Source organism: Luteimonas rhizosphaericola, assembly GCF_029888045.1.
Classification (GTDB): domain Bacteria; phylum Pseudomonadota; class Gammaproteobacteria; order Xanthomonadales; family Xanthomonadaceae; genus Luteimonas; species Luteimonas rhizosphaericola.
Genome location: NZ_JARXRN010000016.1, coordinates 456,505 through 472,762, shown reverse-complemented (window position 1 = coordinate 472,762; position 16,258 = coordinate 456,505). Strand labels below are relative to the sequence as shown.

Genomic DNA, 16,258 nt, shown 5'->3' with positions numbered 1-16,258 from the left:
GGCGCCGTGTGCCGACGACGCGAACCCCGCCGAGGGCCATGTCGCCGCGTGGGCCGGAGTCCGCTCCGGCGCTGCGTGCGGACCGTCCACGACGGTGACGCCCGCGACGTGCGCATGCTCGCGCGGGCCTGCGCGCGTCGCGTCGCCGAGGCGCCCGCTGCACATCAGTCGCCGCCCGCCCCGGCCCGCAGCAGGCGCACGCCGAACACGCGCGGCGTGCGCTTGCCGTCGCGGGCGATGAAGCGCAGCCGGAGGCCGTCGCCGCGCGCGAATTGGGCGAACGCGTCCGGCAGCGCGATCTCGCGCGGCTGCAACTCGTCGCGCCCCGACCCGTCGAACACGATCGTCTCCAGCACCCGGCCCTCGACCTCCACGTCCATCGCCGCGCCCCATTCGGCCGGGAACAGGGTCAACTGCAGGGCCAGCGGCGCGTCGGCCGCGACCGCGCGCCGGGCCGCCAGGCGATAGCCGAACGATCGCCCGGCATCGCGCCACGGGCGTCCGAGCATCTGTCCGGTGGCCGAATCCTCGCCGGTGTAGCCGTGCTCGACCTCGGGCTGCTGCTCGCCCGGCTGCACCTCGTCGAGGGTGCGCGCGTCGAGCGCCTCGCGTGCGCGCTCGGCGGCTTCGGCGGCGGCCACCACGGCCGGGTAGGCGTCGGCGGTGGCCGTGCGCCAGTACGCCATGTAGCGCGCGTCGTGCACGCGCGACAGCGGCTCCAGCCGCAGCTTGCGGTACTCGTCGGGGCGGATGAGCGCTGAGGCGGTGAACTCCAGCGTCGCGCCAGGGATCGGTACGATGCCGGCGGCCAGCGCGCCGCGCTCGCCGACCAGCATCGGCGCGCCGTCGAGCGGCTGGTAGGGGCCGGGCGCGATATGGCTGCCGCGGCCGTCGTCGGCGATCAGTCCCTCGAGATCCTCCTCGCCGGTGCGCGCGGCGAGCATCAGCGGGCCGTGCATCACCGCCACCCAGTCCGAGCCGTCGGGCAGGCCTTCGATGCGGGTGCGCATCGGCAGCGCGATGTCGATGCGGTCGCCGTCGGTCCAGGTGCGCGCGATGGCGGCGTAGGTGCCCGGCGTGGACGCCAGCGGCCAGCGTTCGCCGTTCACCGAGACCTCGAACGGCCCGTCCAGCCACTGCGGGTGCCGCAGCTGCAGGGCGAAAGCCTGCGGTGCGTCCAGCGACAGGCGCAGGGTGGTCGACGACCGTTCCGGGAACGCGGTCTCCTGGTGCAGCCGCAGCCCGCGTTCGGGCCACGACAGCTCGGAGGGCAGGTACAGGTGCACCGCCAGCGCATCGTCGCCGTGGCCGTAGGCGAATGCGCCGTGGCGGCCGTGGTTCTCCATCCCGGTGCCCACGCAGCACCAGAAGCACTGCGTGGGCTGCGAGTAGACGCGGTAGTGGCGCGGCCGGATCGGGGTGAAGTACACCAGCCCGCCGTGGCCGGGATGCTGGGTGGACAGGATGTGGTTGTAGAGCACGCGCTCGTAGGTGTCGGCGTCGCGCGCCTGCGGGGCGATGCGGTGCAGCAGCATCGTCAGCCGCAGCAGGTTGTAGCTGTTGCAGGTTTCCGGGCCTTCGCGCGAAGCGACCATCGGGCCGAAGTCGTCCACCGGGTTGAAATGCTCGCGCACGCTGTTGCCGCCGAAGGCGATGCTGCGCCGGTCGACCACCGTCTCCCAGAAGAAGCGCGCGGCCTCGATCCACGCCGGCTCGTCGTCGAGTTCGCCGATGCGGGCGAAGCCGATCACCTTCGGGATCTGGGTGTTGGCGTGCAGGCCGTCGAGCGCATCCTCGCGCCGCAGCAGCGGGTCGAGGATGGCGCGGTGGCAGAAGCGCCGCGCCAGCGCCAGATACTTTCGCTCGCCGGTGATGGCATGGACGTCGGCGAGCACTTCGTTCATGCCGCCGTGTTCGGTGTCGAGGATGCGCTGCAGCTGCACGTCGTCGAGGTTGGCCACTAGCGCGTCGCACCAGTCGGCGAAGCGCACGAGCAGTTCGCGCGCCTGCGCATGGCCGACCATCAGCCAGGCATCGCGCAGGCCGGCGAAGGTCTTGTGCAGGTTGTAGAACGGCACCCAGGCGCCCTCGAGCGAGAACGCCCCGGCCTCGAACGTGCCCGAGGCGATGCGGTTCCACAGCACGCGCCCGTCGGGTACGCCGCCGAGGTAGCCGTCGCCGTTCGCGCGCTGGCATTCGGCCAGCCCGGCGACCATCACGTCCAAGCGCGCGCGCATGGCGGCGTCGCCCTGCGCGGCCTGCTGCGCGAGCGCGGTGAGGTAGTGGCCGGCGGTGTGGCCGTCGAGCCCCATCGATTCCCAGTTCGGGTACTTGCCGCCCGGCGCGGGCAATCCCGCCTCGATCCGGAACGGCGCGAGCAGGCGATCGACATCGAGCGCGGCGAGGTAGCGCAGGTTCAGCGCCTGCGCATGCGCGAACGCCCCCCCCGTCAGGCGGATGGCGGAGAGCGGGAAAGGATGCGAAGCCGGCGCTGCGGCCTGCGTCGCGGCGTGCGCAAGCGCAGGCGCCAGGGGCAGCAGCGCGCCCGCGCCGAGCGCGGCGACGAAGTGGCGGCGGGTCAGCTGCGGGGCAGCGTGCGGATCAGTCACCGGACCTGCGAGCCTTCAGTGGAGGTTCGGGCGGCAGCACAGTCGACCTGCCCTTGTTCGACGGGGCAGGTGGCCCGGAGGGTCGGATGGGGGTCGCAGATGGCGGGAAGCGATCGCAAGACTCCGCCGTCAGTGCGAGTCGCCGGCGACCGTGTCGCCGCTGCCGCCGACCAGGAAGTCGAGGTCGGCGCCCAGGTGCGCCTGCTGCACGTGGTCGACGTAGAGCTTGCTCCAGCCGCGCGCGGGCGCCGGTGGCGGCGTCCATTCGGCACGACGGCGCGCGAGTTCCGCGTCGGTCACATCCAGGTGCAGGCGCCGGCCCGGTACGTCGAGTTCGATGACATCGCCCTCGCGTACCAGCGCCAGCGGGCCGCCGGCGGCGGCTTCGGGCGAGACGTGCAGCACCACCGTGCCGTAGGCGGTGCCGCTCATGCGCGCGTCGGAGATGCGCACCAGGTCGGTGATGCCGCGGCGCAGCAGCTTCGGCGGTAGCGGCATGTTGCCGACCTCGGCCATGCCCGGGTAGCCGCGCGGCCCGCAGTGCTTGAGCACCATGATCGAATGCTCGTCGATGTCGAGCGCCTCGTCGTCGATGCGCGCCTTGAAATCGTCGATGTCCTCGAACACCACCGCGCGACCGCGGTGGCGCAGCAGGTGCGGGGAGGCGGCGGAGGGCTTGACCACCGCGCCGTCGGGCGCGAGGTTGCCGCGCAGCACGGCGATGCCGGCCTCCGGCCGCAGCGGCGCGTCGAGCGGGCGGATCACGTCGCGGTTCCAGCACGGCGCCTCGCCGATGTTCTCGCCCAGCGTACGGCCGTTGACCGTCTTCGCCTCGAGGTCGAGATGCGGCGCGATCTCGCGCAGCACCGCGGGCAGGCCGCCGGCGTAGAAGAAATCCTCCATCAGGTACTGGCCCGAGGGCTTCAGGTTCACCAGGCAGGGCAGGCGCGAGCCGATCGCGTCCCAGTCCTCGAGCGTGAGCTCCACGCCCAGGCGCCCGGCGATCGCCAGCAGGTGGATCACCGCGTTGGTCGAGCCGCCGATCGCGGCATTGGCGCGGATCGCGTTGGCGAAGGCCCGGCGCGTCAGCACCTTCGACATGCGCAGGTCCTCGCGCACCATTTCGACGATGCGCCGGCCCGACAGGTGCGCCAGGCGGAAGCGGCGGGAGTCCACCGCGGGGATCGCCGCGTTCTCCGGCAGCGACATGCCCAGCGCCTCGACCATGCACGCCATCGTCGACGCGGTGCCCATGGTCATGCAGCTGCCCTTGGAGCGCTGCATGCAGGCCTCGGCCTCGGTGAACTCGGCCTGCGACAGCGTGCCGGCGCGCACCATCTCGGACATCTCGATCACGCCCGTGCCCGAGCCCACCGGCTGGCCGCGCCAGTTGCCCGACAGCGACGGCCCGCCGGACACGCCGATGGCCGGCAGGTCGACGCTGGCCGCGCCCATCAGCAGCGCCGGCGTGGTCTTGTCGCAGCCCATCAGCAGCACCACGCCGTCGATCGGGTTGGCGCGGATCGATTCCTCCACGTCCATCGAGGCCAGGTTGCGGAACAGCATCGCGGTCGGCCGCATCTGGGTTTCGCCGAGCGACATCACCGGGAACTCCAGCGGGAAGCCGCCGGCCTCGTAGACGCCGCGCTTGACGTGCTCGGCCAGCTCGCGGAACGAGGAATTGCAGGGCGTGAGTTCGGACCAGGTATTGCAGATCCCGATCACCGGACGGCCGTCGAACATCTCGTGCGGCAGGCCCAGGCCCTTGAGCCAGCTGCGGTAGTAGAAGCCCTGCTTGCCGTCGCGGCCGAACCACGCCTGGCTGCGGCGTGGGGGCTTGCTGGGTGCGCTCATGCGGTCGGGAGTCCTGCCCGTGGAAGGGTGGGGCGCCCGTGCCGGGCAAGGCCCCGTGCGGCGATGCTAACGGCAGCCGGGATGCCGGAAAAATAACAATCCGGCCCCTTGCGATACGCGTAACGCTATGGCTGCGCGTGCCCGGCGGGTCAGCCGCGGCGTGGCCCCGCCCGCGCCGCGGGATACACCTGCACCGCCACCGCCTTGAGCGTGTCCAGCACCGTGCGCGCGCCGGGCGAGAGCAGCCAGTCGGTGCGGGTGATGAAGCCGAACGAGTCCATCCGGCACGACAGGTCGATCGGCACGATGCCCACCATGCCGTGTGCCACGTAGTAGCGCGCGACATCCACCGGCACCACCGCCAGCCGCTCGCCGTCCTCCAGCAGCCTCGGCAGCAGCACCAGGGCCGCGGTGGCGGTGACCTTGCGCGGCGCCTGCAGCCCGGCGTTCTGGAACATCAGCTCGAACCGGTGCCGCAGCACGCTGCCTTCCGGCGGCACCACCCAGGGCAGCTTCGCCAGTTCGGCCAGGGTCGGCTTGCGCTTCGACAGCAGCGGGTGGCCGGGGCGGGCGATGGCGCAGACCTCTTCCTCGGCCACCGGCTCGTAGTGCAGGTTGCGCTTGTCGTGGCGCGCGAACAGCCGCCCGACCATCAGGTCCAGCCGGTTCTGCGACAGCTGTTCGAGCAGCACGTCGCTGCTTTCCATCAGCACCGAGATACGCAAATCCGGATGCTCGCGATCCAGCCGCGCCAGCGCCGGCGGCACCAGCGTCATCGCCGGCCCGGCGATCGCGCCGATCGATACCTGGCCCGCGTGTCCGGCCTTGAGCGCCTCGATCTCGGCGCCGGCCTCGCCCAGGCTCGACAGCGCGATGCGCGCGTGCCGGATCATGCTCTCGCCGTACCAGGTGGCGCGCATGCCGCGCGGCAGGCGCTCGAACAGCGGCACGCCGATCAGGTCCTCGAGGTCCTTGAGCAGCTTCGACGCCGCCGGCTGCGACATCGCCAGCGATTCGGCCGCGCGGTGGATGTTGCCGTGTTCCTCGATCGCGATCAGCAGCATCAGCTGGCGCGTCTTCAGCCGCGCGCGGACATACCAGGGCGGAGGGGGCACGGCGGGCGTCCTATGTCGTGATCGATATCGATTATCACGATTCTGGCCGATGTTGCATATTGCGCGCACGGACGGGAGCCGGGCGCCGACCCTGCCCCGGCCTGATGGGCGAACGGCCAGGCGCATGCGTGTCGCCACGCAACATGCGGTGACGTGTCCAGCGTCGTGCTCCAGCTTTCCCGTCCCCGCCCGGCAGGGAAGGACAGGACGATGCTCAGGGCCTGGTCAGGTCCGAAGCGGCGTCCTCCTGCCCCATGATCCGGGGGATCACGCCGACCACCATCAGCGCCACGAGCGTGGTGACCAGGGCCACGATCTCCATGCCCATGCCGGCCGCCATGCCGACGGCCGAGGTCATCCAGATGCCCGCCGCGGTGGTGAGGCCTTCCACGCGCGCATCCTTGTCCATCTTGATGATGGCGCCCGCACCCAGGAAGCCGATGCCCGACACGATGCCCTGCATCACCCGCGTGATGTCCTCCATCGGCACGCCCGACATGGCCGGCGCCAGCACGAACAGGGCCGACCCGATCGACACCAGGATGTGGGTCTTGAACCCGGCGGACCGGCCCTTGCGTTCGCGTTCGAAGCCGATCAGGCCGCCGAGGACGGCGGCGGTGAGCACGCGCGCCACGACGATCGTCAGCGTGGCCACGCTCGGCAGCGCGTACTCGAGGGCGAGTGCGCGACCGATTTCGGCCAGGACGCTCATGCCGCCACCCGGCGGCCGGAACGGGCAACGCCGGTGCCGAAGCGCGGTCTTCCGCGCCTGGTGTCCCGGCGCAACGCTGGAGCCGGGTTCACTGGCTCGCGGACCGGTTGCTTCCTGTATCGCCACCCTGCGCAGCCGCGCGGCTCTGCGCGAATTCCGGGAAAGTCTCGTCGAGCGAGTCTTCGTCGGGCAGGATGTAGAACACGCCGCCACGTTCGAACGTGGGACGGACGATCGCGTCGTAGAACTCCGGCGCCACGTTGATGCAGCCGTGCGTCACCCGGTTGTCGTCCGGCGTGGGCGAGGCCAGGCGTTCGGCGCGCTTCTCGGACGGCACGCCCGCGGCCGTCGGATGGATCGATACCGCCGAATCGTAGTCCACCCAGAGCACGCGTCCGGCATCGATCGAGGGCCCGTAGCCGCCGATGAAGCGGCCCGCCGGGGTGGTGCGGTCGCGCCCCGGGATCTCGCGCAGCGCGAGGCCGGCGATGCCGGGGGCGGTGTGGTCGCCGACCGCCGAGCCGAACAGTCCCGGCGCGGCGCCGCGCAGGCGGCCGTCGCCGCCGAACACCAGGATCTGGGCCGCAGCCTTGTCGATGACCGCGAATGGATAGCCCTGGGTGTCCTCGCTGGCCACCACCCAACCCGCGAGTTCGATCACCGCCTCGGAGACGTCCTGGCCTTTCGGCAGCAGGTCCACGCTCTCGACGGGCGGTGCGGCGGATTCATCGGCATGGGCGACGCCGCCGCTCGCCAACGCGAGGGCAAGGGCGCCGGCGAGGGCACGGATCATGGATGGCAGACAGGTGGTGATGGGCGATTCCTTCTAATGCAGCGATGCAGTGCGGGAACCCGGTGCCGCGGGGGCGGCACCGGTTCCGGACGCAGGGGGCTCCCCGCGATCAGCCGCGCGGCGTGCGGCGCGGCGAGGACTCAAGCTGCTGCACGCGGCCTTCCAGCTGGTCCAGGCGCTGGTTGGCCTGCTGCGCGGACTGGTTGGCCGACTCCGCGCTCTGGGCCGCGCCCTGCACGCGGGTGTCGAGCTGGTCGAGGCGCGAGTTGATGCCGGCGAATTCGTCGTCGTAGGTCGCGCAGGCGGACAGGCCGACGGCGGCGACGACCGCCAGGATGGCCACGCGCGCGCTCGGGAACCGCTGCTTGGTGCTGGGCATGCCAGTGCTCCTTCGTCTTGGGGAACCGGAATATAGCGGCGTTTGCGTTGACGTCCCGTCCTGCCTTCAGCTGGCGTTGGTGCAGGTGGAGGAGTTGTTAACGCCGCGGCGGCCCGTTATTCGCTGGTGGCGGTGCAGCGCCGGCGCGTCTGGCTCCAGCCGCCCTCGACGCGGTTCGATACGAAGCCGCCGATGCAGGCCCGGGCGTGGCCGGCCCTGCGGGCCTCGACCGGACCGGCGTAGGCCGGCAGCGGAGGTGTGGCGGGACGCGGCGCGGGCGCATGGTGGTAGGCGGGTGGAGCCGCGGGCGCGGATGGCGCCGGTTCGGACAGCAGCGCATGCAGTTGCCGTTCGAGGTCCTTCACCGCATGGCGCACCACCGCCACCGTCACCAGCGTCTGTAGAAGCCCGTACAGGCACAGGGCAACGAACACCGCGCCGACGATGCGCCAGAACGGCGTGCCCTGGGCCTCCTCGCGCCGCGGGAGGTGGCGCACGTCCGTGTCGCGGAACCGCACCTGGCTGAAGTCGACGGGGTCGTCATGCACCGTAGCGGCCTTCCTGTTCCTGCGCGCGGCCCAGCGCGACCAGCATGTCGAGCAGGCGCGGCAGCCGCTTCTTCCAGGGGCCGCGGGCGGTGAAGCGCGCGGCGATGTCGTCGATGGACAGCGGCACCGGGCTGGCCGCGAGCAGGTCGGCGACGGCGCGCACCTGTTCCACCGTGTCCTTCGGCCAGGGCTGCGGCTTCGCGGCGGCGGCGGCGGCGGGCGTGTCGGCCTCGTCGTCGGTGGCTGCGTCCACGGTGGCGAGCGCCTGCTGTTCGGGCGCGCGGCGGGCGTCGGGGGCCTGGAAGTCGGGGCGCAGCCAGCGCACGTGGCCGCGGGCCTCCTCGGCCGCGCGCTCGGCGTTGAGGGCCACCAGCCGCTCCAGCACGGCCTCGTCGAAGGCGCGCTTCGCGTCCTCGCGGGACTGGCCTTCGGCGGGCGCGTCGTTGCCGTGCGCCACCCGCAGCAGCGGCAGCAGGTCGCCCCAGCCGTAGGCCTGCAGCACGGCGGCGTCGAGTTCGTCGTGCAGCTGGCGCAGCACCGAGACCAGGCCCTGCTCGTGGATGCTGCGTTCCTTCGCGGTCAGCGCCTCGCCGCTGCGCAGCTTCTCCAGCACGTTGTACATGCCGGTCAGGGTGAGGCCGGGATGCGCGGCCTGCTGGCGCTTGCGGTGCGCGTCGAGCTGTTCGGCGAGGTTGCGGATGCGGTCGGAGGGAGAGTCGCCGTAGGTGTGCGTTTCGCTGGTGGTGCCGTCGGGGTTGGCCAGGGCGACGCCGATGGGGCCGCCGAATTTGTCGGCAGCGTGAAGGTCTGGGAAGGGGAAAGGATCGAAGCACGTCGTGTTGTTATAGACGAGGTCGTTACCGACCCCCATGCGTGCGCCTGCGGCAGATGCCCAGCGGTCATGGACGATGGAAGACAGCACGCCCAGCGTTTCTCCCTTGTCGTCCGCAATTACTCTCACCTTCTGATCCGGCAGGAGCTCGCTGTCCAGGAAGACGAAGTTGCGGAACTTCGCGGTTTCAGTCGTCCCAATGAACCGACGCAAACCCGCAAGTGCCTCGCGCATCGCGGGACGCTTCTCGCCGAAAAGCCACCAGTCCCGTCGATGGGACTGGCGCTTTACCTCCAGTCGCTCCGGTCGAACGCGGTCGTAGACTCGCTGGAAAGAGGCGGGATAACGTAGCCGCGCTGCCTCGTCCGACAGACCAAAGAAATCGATCACCCAGACATTGCGTGGGCTTTGCGCCAAATCACGTCCGTTGACGTATCGGCGGAGTGCGCCCGGTTCAGCGGCAAGCAAAGGATCATCGGCCGCCACCACGAAGCCACCGCCCACAAGGATCACGCCCATGAACGACATGCCGCGATTGGATTGCAGGCGCATCGCTCCGACCACGTTGGCGCCGGCGGACAGATCGGTCTGCAATACGCCCCGCTTCTCTTGGAGGGTCACTTCGGTTTCCTGCTCCGCGCCAGGCCGCTCGTCAATCACCTTTGCTAGACGTCCCAGCGTACCTTCGCTCCGCGGCTTCCGTTCCCCGACGGTCACGCTGATACGCACTGCGGCGCCATCGGTCGCATCGACCCATGGGTGGTCAGGAATCGCGAAGACCAGCCACAAAGGACGATCGGGCTTGTTTTTGATCGCTTCGGTTGTGTCTGCAGTGGCGGCTTCGGCGAGAGTGGATCCACGCTTTCGCGGGGAAGACGGTGTTTGTGCTGCCTTGGATGCGGGCGAAGCTAGTGCAGTCTCTATGACACGACGGTTGAAAGCCTGACGGATCGAGTTGGTGGTGATAAAGCCGAAGCGCTCGACGGCGCCGCGACGCGTGAGCTGCGCGGCGAAGTGCCACCAGTACATGACGAAGTCCGAGGTTTCGGGCACCTCCGGCCAAGCGCCACGCAGTGCCTCTACATAGCCATCGCCCAGCGCCGTGCGCATGCGCTTGTTGCCAATGAACGGCGGATTCCCCACCACGAAATCCGCCTCCGGCCACGCGGCCTTGCGCGGGTTGACGTAGCGCTCCACCGGCTTGCGTGCGGCTTCGTCCGGCACCGGTTCGCCGGTCACCGGCGAGGGCTTCATGGTTTCGCCGTCCCAGCGGGTCACCGGCACGCCGCGCTCGTCGGTGACGTACTCCATGCGATCAAAGGCCAGCACCGCGTCGCGGCATTCGATGTTGCGGAAGTCGCGGATCACCGGCTGCGGCGGGTGCACGTCGCCGCGGGTGCGGTAATGCCACTGCAGGTAGCCGATCCACAGCACCACCTCGGCAATCGCCGCGGCGCGCGGATTGAGTTCGATGCCCAGCAGGTTGTGCGGATCGACGGTCTCGCCGGCGGTGGCGTCGGCGCGCTCCCCGCCGATGGCCAGGCCGGTCTGGCGGTCGCCCAGCTCGTCCAGGGCGTTGAGCACTTCGCCCTCCAGCCGCTTGAGGTGTTCGAGCGTCACGTAGAGGAAGTTGCCCGAGCCGCAGGCCGGGTCGAGCACGCGCATGGTGCACAGGCGGTGGTGGAAGCGCCGCAGTTCGGCTACGGCGGCATCAGCCTTGTCCTCGGCGGCCAGGGTGCCGGCGGCGGCCTGGGCCTCGCTCCACTCGCGGCGCAGCGGCTCGATCACGGTGGGCAGCACCAGGCGCTCGACGTAGGCGCGCGGGGTGTAGTGGGCGCCGAGCTTGTGGCGGTCCTTCGGGCTGAGCGCGCGTTCGAGCAGGGTGCCGAAGATGGCCGGCTCCACGTGCTTCCAGTCGGCGCGGGCGGCCTCCAGCAGCAGGCCGATCTGGTCGCGGTCCAGCGGCAGGGTGTCGGGCTGCTTGAACAGCTTGCCGTTGAAGCGCAGCACCTCGCCGGCCAGCACGGCGGAAAAGCCGCCCGCGTCCATGTCACGCCACAGCTGGGCCAGCATGCGCATGGCCACGTCGGGCTGGTCGGCATGGCGGGCCAGCAGGTCGCGCAGGCTGTCGCGCGGCAGCAGTTCCACGTCCTCGGCGAACATGGTGAACAGGCAGCGCATCAGGAAGCGGGCGACGGCCTCGGGATCGTGGCCGGGCTGGCCGTCGGCGCCCTTCTCCAGGCTGCGCGCCAGCCGCGCGAGGCGGTCGGCGATCTCGCGGGTGACGCGCGCGGACTCGCGGCTGGGGTCGAGCGAGAGCGGATCGAGCCACACCCGGCGCAGGCGCTCGCGGACCTCGGGCCGGCGCAGGTCGTCCAGCGCGATGCGGTGGCTGCGCGGGTCGGGGAACGGCACGTAGGTGGCGCCGGAGCGGCTGAACTCCGAATACAGCTCGATGCGCTGGCCGACATCCACCACCACCACGAACGGCGGACGTCCCTCGGCCGCCGGCAACGCCCGTGCGTAGCCCTCGGCCTGGCTGCGCGCGCGCAGCAGGGCATCGTCGAAGCCCTTGGTATGGCTGCCCAGGCGCACTTTCTTGGATTCGAGCACGAAGGCGCCGCGGCGATACAGGTCGATGCGGCCGGCGCTGGTGCTGCCGTCGCCATGCGCGAAGCTGATGGGCCGCTCGAACATGTAGTCCTGTTCGGGCGTGGGATGCGGAGCGTCCACGCCGAGCAGGCGGCACAGGTCGATCAGGAAGCTCTGCGAGGTGGACAGCTCGGAGGCGGCCACACCCTGCCAGCGTGCGATGAAGTCCCCCGCGCCGGCGTCGCCGCGCGCGTCGGCATGGTCGGTTCCGCGATCCCCGCCAACGGTGGACGCGGGCGTGGGCTTGGCTTCGTGGCTCACGTGTGGGTCCCCGGGCCCGGTGGCATGCGGGGCAGGATACGACACGGCCTCCGCGGGGCCGCGTGGCCCGGCGCCTCGCGCCCCGGGCGCATGCAGCGTGGCCCGTATTCCGTTCCCGGCGCCTGACATGCCAGAAGCCGGCTGGCTCGCCAGGCCTTGCAGCCCCTATCCTGCCGCGCTCCGGCCATGGCCGCTGGGAACATGCACGCGTGGAACGGATCCGGCCCTTCGGGCAACTCGACGACGGTCGCACGGTGCACTCCTGTCGCCTTGGCGACGCGGACGGCCTGTGCGCCGAGATCCTCGACCTCGGCGGCATCCTCGCGCGGCTGCAGGTGCCGGGCGCGGGCGGCCGGGTGGATGCGGTGCTGCGGCTGCCCGATGCACAGGCCTACTTCGCCGATCCCGCCTACCTCGGGATCCTGGTGGGGCGCTACGGCAACCGCATCGGCGGCGCGCGCTTCGCGCTCGACGGCCGCGACCACGCGGTCTCGGCCAACGAAGGCCGCAACCACCTGCATGGCGGCCACCTCGGCTTCGGGCGCCGGCTGTGGGAGGTGCAGTCGCACGGCCCCGACGCGCTGGTGCTGCGGCTGCATTCGCCCGATGGCGAGGAAGGGTATCCGGGCAACCTCGACGTGGTCGCGACCTACCGCGTCCACGGCACGCGGCTGGAGCTCGTGTTCGAGGCGTGCAGCGATGCGCCCACGGCGTTCAATCCCACCCACCACCCGTATTTCAACCTGTCCGGCAGCGCGGCGGTGCCGGCCGCTGCGCAGGTGCTGCAGGTGCCGGTGGCGGGCATGCTGCCGGTGGACGATGCCCTCATCCCGCTGGGGCGGGTGCAGCCGGTCGCGGGCACGCCGTTCGATTTCCGCACCGCCGCCACGCTGCAGGCGCAGCTGGGCGGGGACGACCCGCAGCTGCGCATCGCCGGCGGCTTCGACCACTGCCTGGTGCTGGACGCCGGGCACGCCTGCGCCGCGCAGCTGTATTCGCCCCACAGCGGCGTGGCGATGCGCATCGACTGCGACGCGCCGGCGCTGCAGCTCTACGGCGGCCAGGGGCTGGCGCGCCAGCATCCGGGGCTGGGCGACGGGCTGTGCCTGGAGCCGCAGGACTATCCCGACGCGCCCAACCAGCCGGCCTTCCCGCCGGCGGTGTTGCGGCCGGGCACGGCGTACCGGCGCCGTATCGTGTACCGCTTCGCCTGCCCGGGGCGCGATCGCGCCTGGGACGAGGTGGCCGCGTCGCTCGAGCGCGCGTGATCCGGCGGCACCGCCCGCGTCGCCGCCATCCCCGCCATCATCCGCGCCTTCGCGCCTGCTTCTGGAGACCGCATCCATGACCATCCACCTCGCCATCGTCGGCATCGGCAAGATCGTGCGCGACCAGCACCTGCCCGCCGTGGCCGGCAATGCCGATTACCGGCTGGTGGCGGCGGCCAGCCGCAACGGGCGGGTGGAGGGGATCGAGAACTTCGGCACGATCGAGGCGATGCTGGCGGCGGTGCCGTCGATCGATGCGGTCTCGCTGTGCATGCCGCCGCAGTACCGCTACACGGCCGCGGTGCAGGCGCTCGAAGCCGGCAAGCACGTGTTTCTGGAAAAGCCGCCCGGGGCCACGCTGTCGGAGGTCGAGGACCTCGCCGCGCGCGCCGATGCGAAGGGCGTGAGCCTGTTCGCCAGCTGGCATTCGCGCCATGCGCCGGCGGTCGAGGCGGCGCGCGCGTTCCTGGCCGGTACGCGGGTGCGCTCGATGCGCGTGTCGTGGAAGGAGGACGTGCGCCAGTGGCATCCCGGGCAGGACTGGATCTGGCAGCCCGGCGGGCTGGGCGTGTTCGACCCGGGCATCAATGCGCTGTCGATCGTCACCCGGATCCTGGCGCAGCCGGTGTTCGCCACGGAAGCGACGCTGGAATTCCCGGAGAACCGCGACGCGCCGATCGCCGCGACGATCCGCTTCTCCGATGCCGACGGGCTGGACCTGCTGGCCGAGTTCGACTGGCGCCAGACCGGTCCGCAGTCCTGGGATATCGAGGCCGAGACCGGGGCCGGCACGATGCGGCTGTCCGGAGGCGGGGCGACGCTGTCGGTCGACGGAATGACCGTGCACGCCGAACCCGAGCAGGAATACCCCTCGCTGTACCGGCACTTCGCCGCGCTGGTCCGGGCCGGGCGCTCGGACGTGGACCTGGCGCCGCTGCGGCACGTGGCCGACGCGTTCATGCTTGGCCGGCGCGAGATGGTGGAGGCGTTCCACGACTGAGTCGATCCATACCAGAACAGGTATCGTGTTCTTGCCGGAATGAATTGGATGCATATCCATCGAGCCGGCAGAATCGGGGTTCGACCTTCCACCGGACCGATGGGCCGCGACGCATGCGACTGATCCAGCTGAAAGACGATGCGGGCCAGGTGCGCGTGGGCGTGGTCGACGCCGAAGGCCAGAGCGTGCGCGTGCTGGACGGTCCGGCAAGCATGTACGCCCTGGCCGGCACCGCGATCGCGGCCGGCACCAGCCTGGCCGAAGCCGCAGCCGAGGTGCCCGGCGGCGCCCACCTGGCCTACGCCGCGCTGCTGCGCGACGGTCGGGTGCTGTCGCCGCTGCACCATCCCGATCCCGCGCATTGCCACGTCAGCGGCACCGGCCTGACCCACCTGGGCAGCGCCGCGGCGCGCGACGCGATGCACCAGAAGCTGCAGCAGCAGGCGCAGGACGGCACGCTCACCGACTCGATGCGCATGTTCCAGTGGGGCGTGGAGGGCGGCATGCCGGCCGCCGGCAGCGCGGGCGCGCAGCCGGAGTGGTTCCACAAGGGCGACGGCAGCCACGTGGTGGCGCCCGGCGCACCGCTCGAGTCGCCCGACTTCGCGCTCGACGGCGGCGAGGAGCCCGAACTGGTCGGCCTGTACCTCATCGGTCCGGACGGCACGCCGCACCGGCTGGGTTTCGCGATCGGCAACGAGTTCTCCGACCACGTCACCGAGCGCCAGAACTACCTATACCTGGCACACTCGAAGCTGCGCACCTGCGCGGTGGGGCCCGAGCTGCGCACCGGTGGGCTGCCGCGCGACCTGCGCGGCACCAGCCGCCTGCGCCGCGGCGACGAGGTGGTATGGGAGAAGCCGTTCCTCACCGGCGAGGCCAACATGTGCCATTCGCTGGAGAACCTCGAGTACCACCACTTCAAGTACGCCGCGCACCGGCGGCCGGGCGACGTGCACCTGCACTTCTTCGGCACCGCGACGCTGAGCTTCGCCGACGGCGTGCGCGCGCAGGATGGCGACGTGTTCGAGATCGAGCTGCCGGGGCTCGGCGCGCCGTTGCGCAACCCGCTGCGCAGCGTGGCCGCGGGCTTCGCGCCCGGCGGCGTGCGCGCGCTGTAGCGAAGACGCGATGGATCGGCCGGGCCACAGCGGTTGCGACGACGGCCACCGCGCCGATGAAGGCGGCGCACGCGCGGCCACGCCATGGCAGCATGGCGGCAGCGCTCTAGCAGTTTCGAGTCCCGGGAGGACATGATGCGGAAGGTTGTGGGAGTGGCGGCGCTGCTGTGCGCCGCGGTGCTCGCCGGGTGCTCCGGCGGCGGCGAGGGCGGCCAGGCGGCGGCCGGCGACGATGCGATCACCGTCGGCTTCAGCCAGGTGGGCGCGGAGAGCGAGTGGCGCACCGCCAACACGCGTTCGGTGCGCGAGGCGCTGGCGGCGCCCGAGTTCAACCTGCGCTTCTCCGACGCGCAGCAGAAGCAGGAGAACCAGATCAAGGCGCTGCGGTCGTTCATCGCCCAGGGCGTGGACGTGATCGCGTTCTCGCCGGTGGTCGAAACCGGCTGGGACAACGTGCTGCGCGAAGCCAAGACCGCCGGCATCCCGGTGGTGCTGACCGACCGCGCGGTCAACGTGGCCGACGATTCGCTGTACGCGACCCTGATCGGATCGGATTTCGTCGAGGAAGGCCGCCGCGCCGCGCGCTGGGTGATCGAGGACAGCCAGGGCAAGCAGGGGCCGATCCGGATCGTCGAACTGCAGGGCACCGTCGGCTCGGCGCCGGCCAACGACCGCATGCGCGGTTTCAAGGAAGTGATCGACGGCGACAGCCGGTTCCAGATCGTGCGCTCGCAGAGCGGCGATTTCACCCGTGCCCGCGGCAAGGAAGTGATGGAAGCCTTCCTCAAGGCCGAGGGCGACAACATCGACGTGCTGTTCGCGCACAACGACGACATGGCGATCGGCGCGATCCAGGCGATCGAGGAAGCCGGGCGCAAGCCGGGCACCGACATCCGCATCGTCTCGATCGACGGCGTGCGCGGCGCGTTCGAGGCGATGAAGGCCGGCAAGCTCAACGCCACCGTGGAGTGCAACCCGCTGCTCGGGCCGCAGCTGGCCGACCTGATCCGCGAGGTGCACGCCGGGCGCGAGGTGCCCAAGCGGGTGATGGTGGAAGAGGGCGTGTTCACCCAGGACCAGGCCGAGGCCGAGCTGCCGAACCGCAAGTACTGAC

Annotated in this window: 12 protein-coding genes; 4 read left to right on the top strand and 8 right to left on the bottom strand. The window is 71.1% G+C overall.

All coding sequences use genetic code 11. The features are described from left to right. Positions 1–164: 164 nt before the first annotated feature. The 8 genes from QFW80_RS03420 to QFW80_RS03385 all read right to left on the bottom strand — a co-directional run bounded on the left by QFW80_RS03420 (position 165) and on the right by QFW80_RS03385 (position 11,755). Entirely contained in the window at positions 165–2,609 is a 2,445-nt protein-coding gene (locus QFW80_RS03420) for a glycoside hydrolase family 127 protein (RefSeq protein ID WP_280599769.1), read from the bottom strand. Between the two features lie 129 nt (positions 2,610–2,738). Further along, complete coding sequence (locus QFW80_RS03415; RefSeq protein WP_280599767.1) at positions 2,739–4,463, bottom strand: IlvD/Edd family dehydratase; 1,725 nt, start codon at positions 4,461–4,463, stop codon at positions 2,739–2,741. 149 nt (positions 4,464–4,612) lie between these two features. Then, positions 4,613–5,527 (bottom strand): LysR family transcriptional regulator, encoded by a 915-nt coding sequence (locus tag QFW80_RS03410; protein WP_280599947.1) that lies wholly within the window; start codon positions 5,525–5,527, stop codon positions 4,613–4,615. Positions 5,528–5,792: 265 nt separating this feature from the next. Continuing rightward, on the bottom strand, positions 5,793–6,290 hold the full coding sequence (locus QFW80_RS03405; protein ID WP_280599766.1) for an MgtC/SapB family protein: 498 nt from the start codon (positions 6,288–6,290) through the stop codon (positions 5,793–5,795). Positions 6,291–6,378: 88 nt separating this feature from the next. Continuing rightward, entirely contained in the window at positions 6,379–7,083 is a 705-nt protein-coding gene (locus QFW80_RS03400; protein ID WP_280599764.1) for a L,D-transpeptidase, read from the bottom strand. 109 nt (positions 7,084–7,192) lie between these two features. Beyond that, positions 7,193–7,462 (bottom strand): hypothetical protein, encoded by a 270-nt coding sequence (locus QFW80_RS03395; RefSeq protein ID WP_280599763.1) that lies wholly within the window; start codon positions 7,460–7,462, stop codon positions 7,193–7,195. A gap of 116 nt (positions 7,463–7,578) precedes the next feature. After that, positions 7,579–8,010, bottom strand: coding sequence for a hypothetical protein (locus QFW80_RS03390; protein ID WP_280599761.1), 432 nt, complete (start codon positions 8,008–8,010; stop codon positions 7,579–7,581). Further along, entirely contained in the window at positions 8,003–11,755 is a 3,753-nt protein-coding gene (locus tag QFW80_RS03385; RefSeq protein WP_280599759.1) for a class I SAM-dependent DNA methyltransferase, read from the bottom strand. Before QFW80_RS03385 ends, QFW80_RS03390 begins: the two co-directional genes overlap by 8 nt. Before the next feature lie 209 nt (positions 11,756–11,964). Between QFW80_RS03385 and QFW80_RS03380 the strand changes: the two genes are divergently transcribed. The 4 genes from QFW80_RS03380 (at position 11,965) to QFW80_RS03365 (ending at position 16,257) form a co-directional block, all read left to right on the top strand. Continuing rightward, complete coding sequence (locus tag QFW80_RS03380; RefSeq protein WP_280599757.1) at positions 11,965–13,023, top strand: aldose epimerase family protein; 1,059 nt, start codon at positions 11,965–11,967, stop codon at positions 13,021–13,023. Between the two features lie 76 nt (positions 13,024–13,099). Continuing rightward, positions 13,100–14,023 carry a Gfo/Idh/MocA family protein gene (locus QFW80_RS03375; protein WP_280599755.1) on the top strand — a complete coding sequence of 308 codons (924 nt, stop codon included), beginning with the start codon at positions 13,100–13,102 and terminating at the stop codon, positions 14,021–14,023. Positions 14,024–14,136: 113 nt separating this feature from the next. Then, the gene (gene araD1, locus QFW80_RS03370; RefSeq protein ID WP_280599754.1) at positions 14,137–15,144 is read left to right on the top strand and encodes an AraD1 family protein; all 1,008 of its coding nucleotides are present in this window, start codon (positions 14,137–14,139) and stop codon (positions 15,142–15,144) included. A 135-nt stretch (positions 15,145–15,279) separates the two neighbouring features. After that, positions 15,280–16,257: an ABC transporter substrate-binding protein gene (locus QFW80_RS03365; RefSeq protein ID WP_280599753.1), complete on the top strand. Its 978-nt coding sequence runs from the start codon at positions 15,280–15,282 to the stop codon at positions 16,255–16,257. Position 16,258 lies beyond the last annotated feature (1 nt).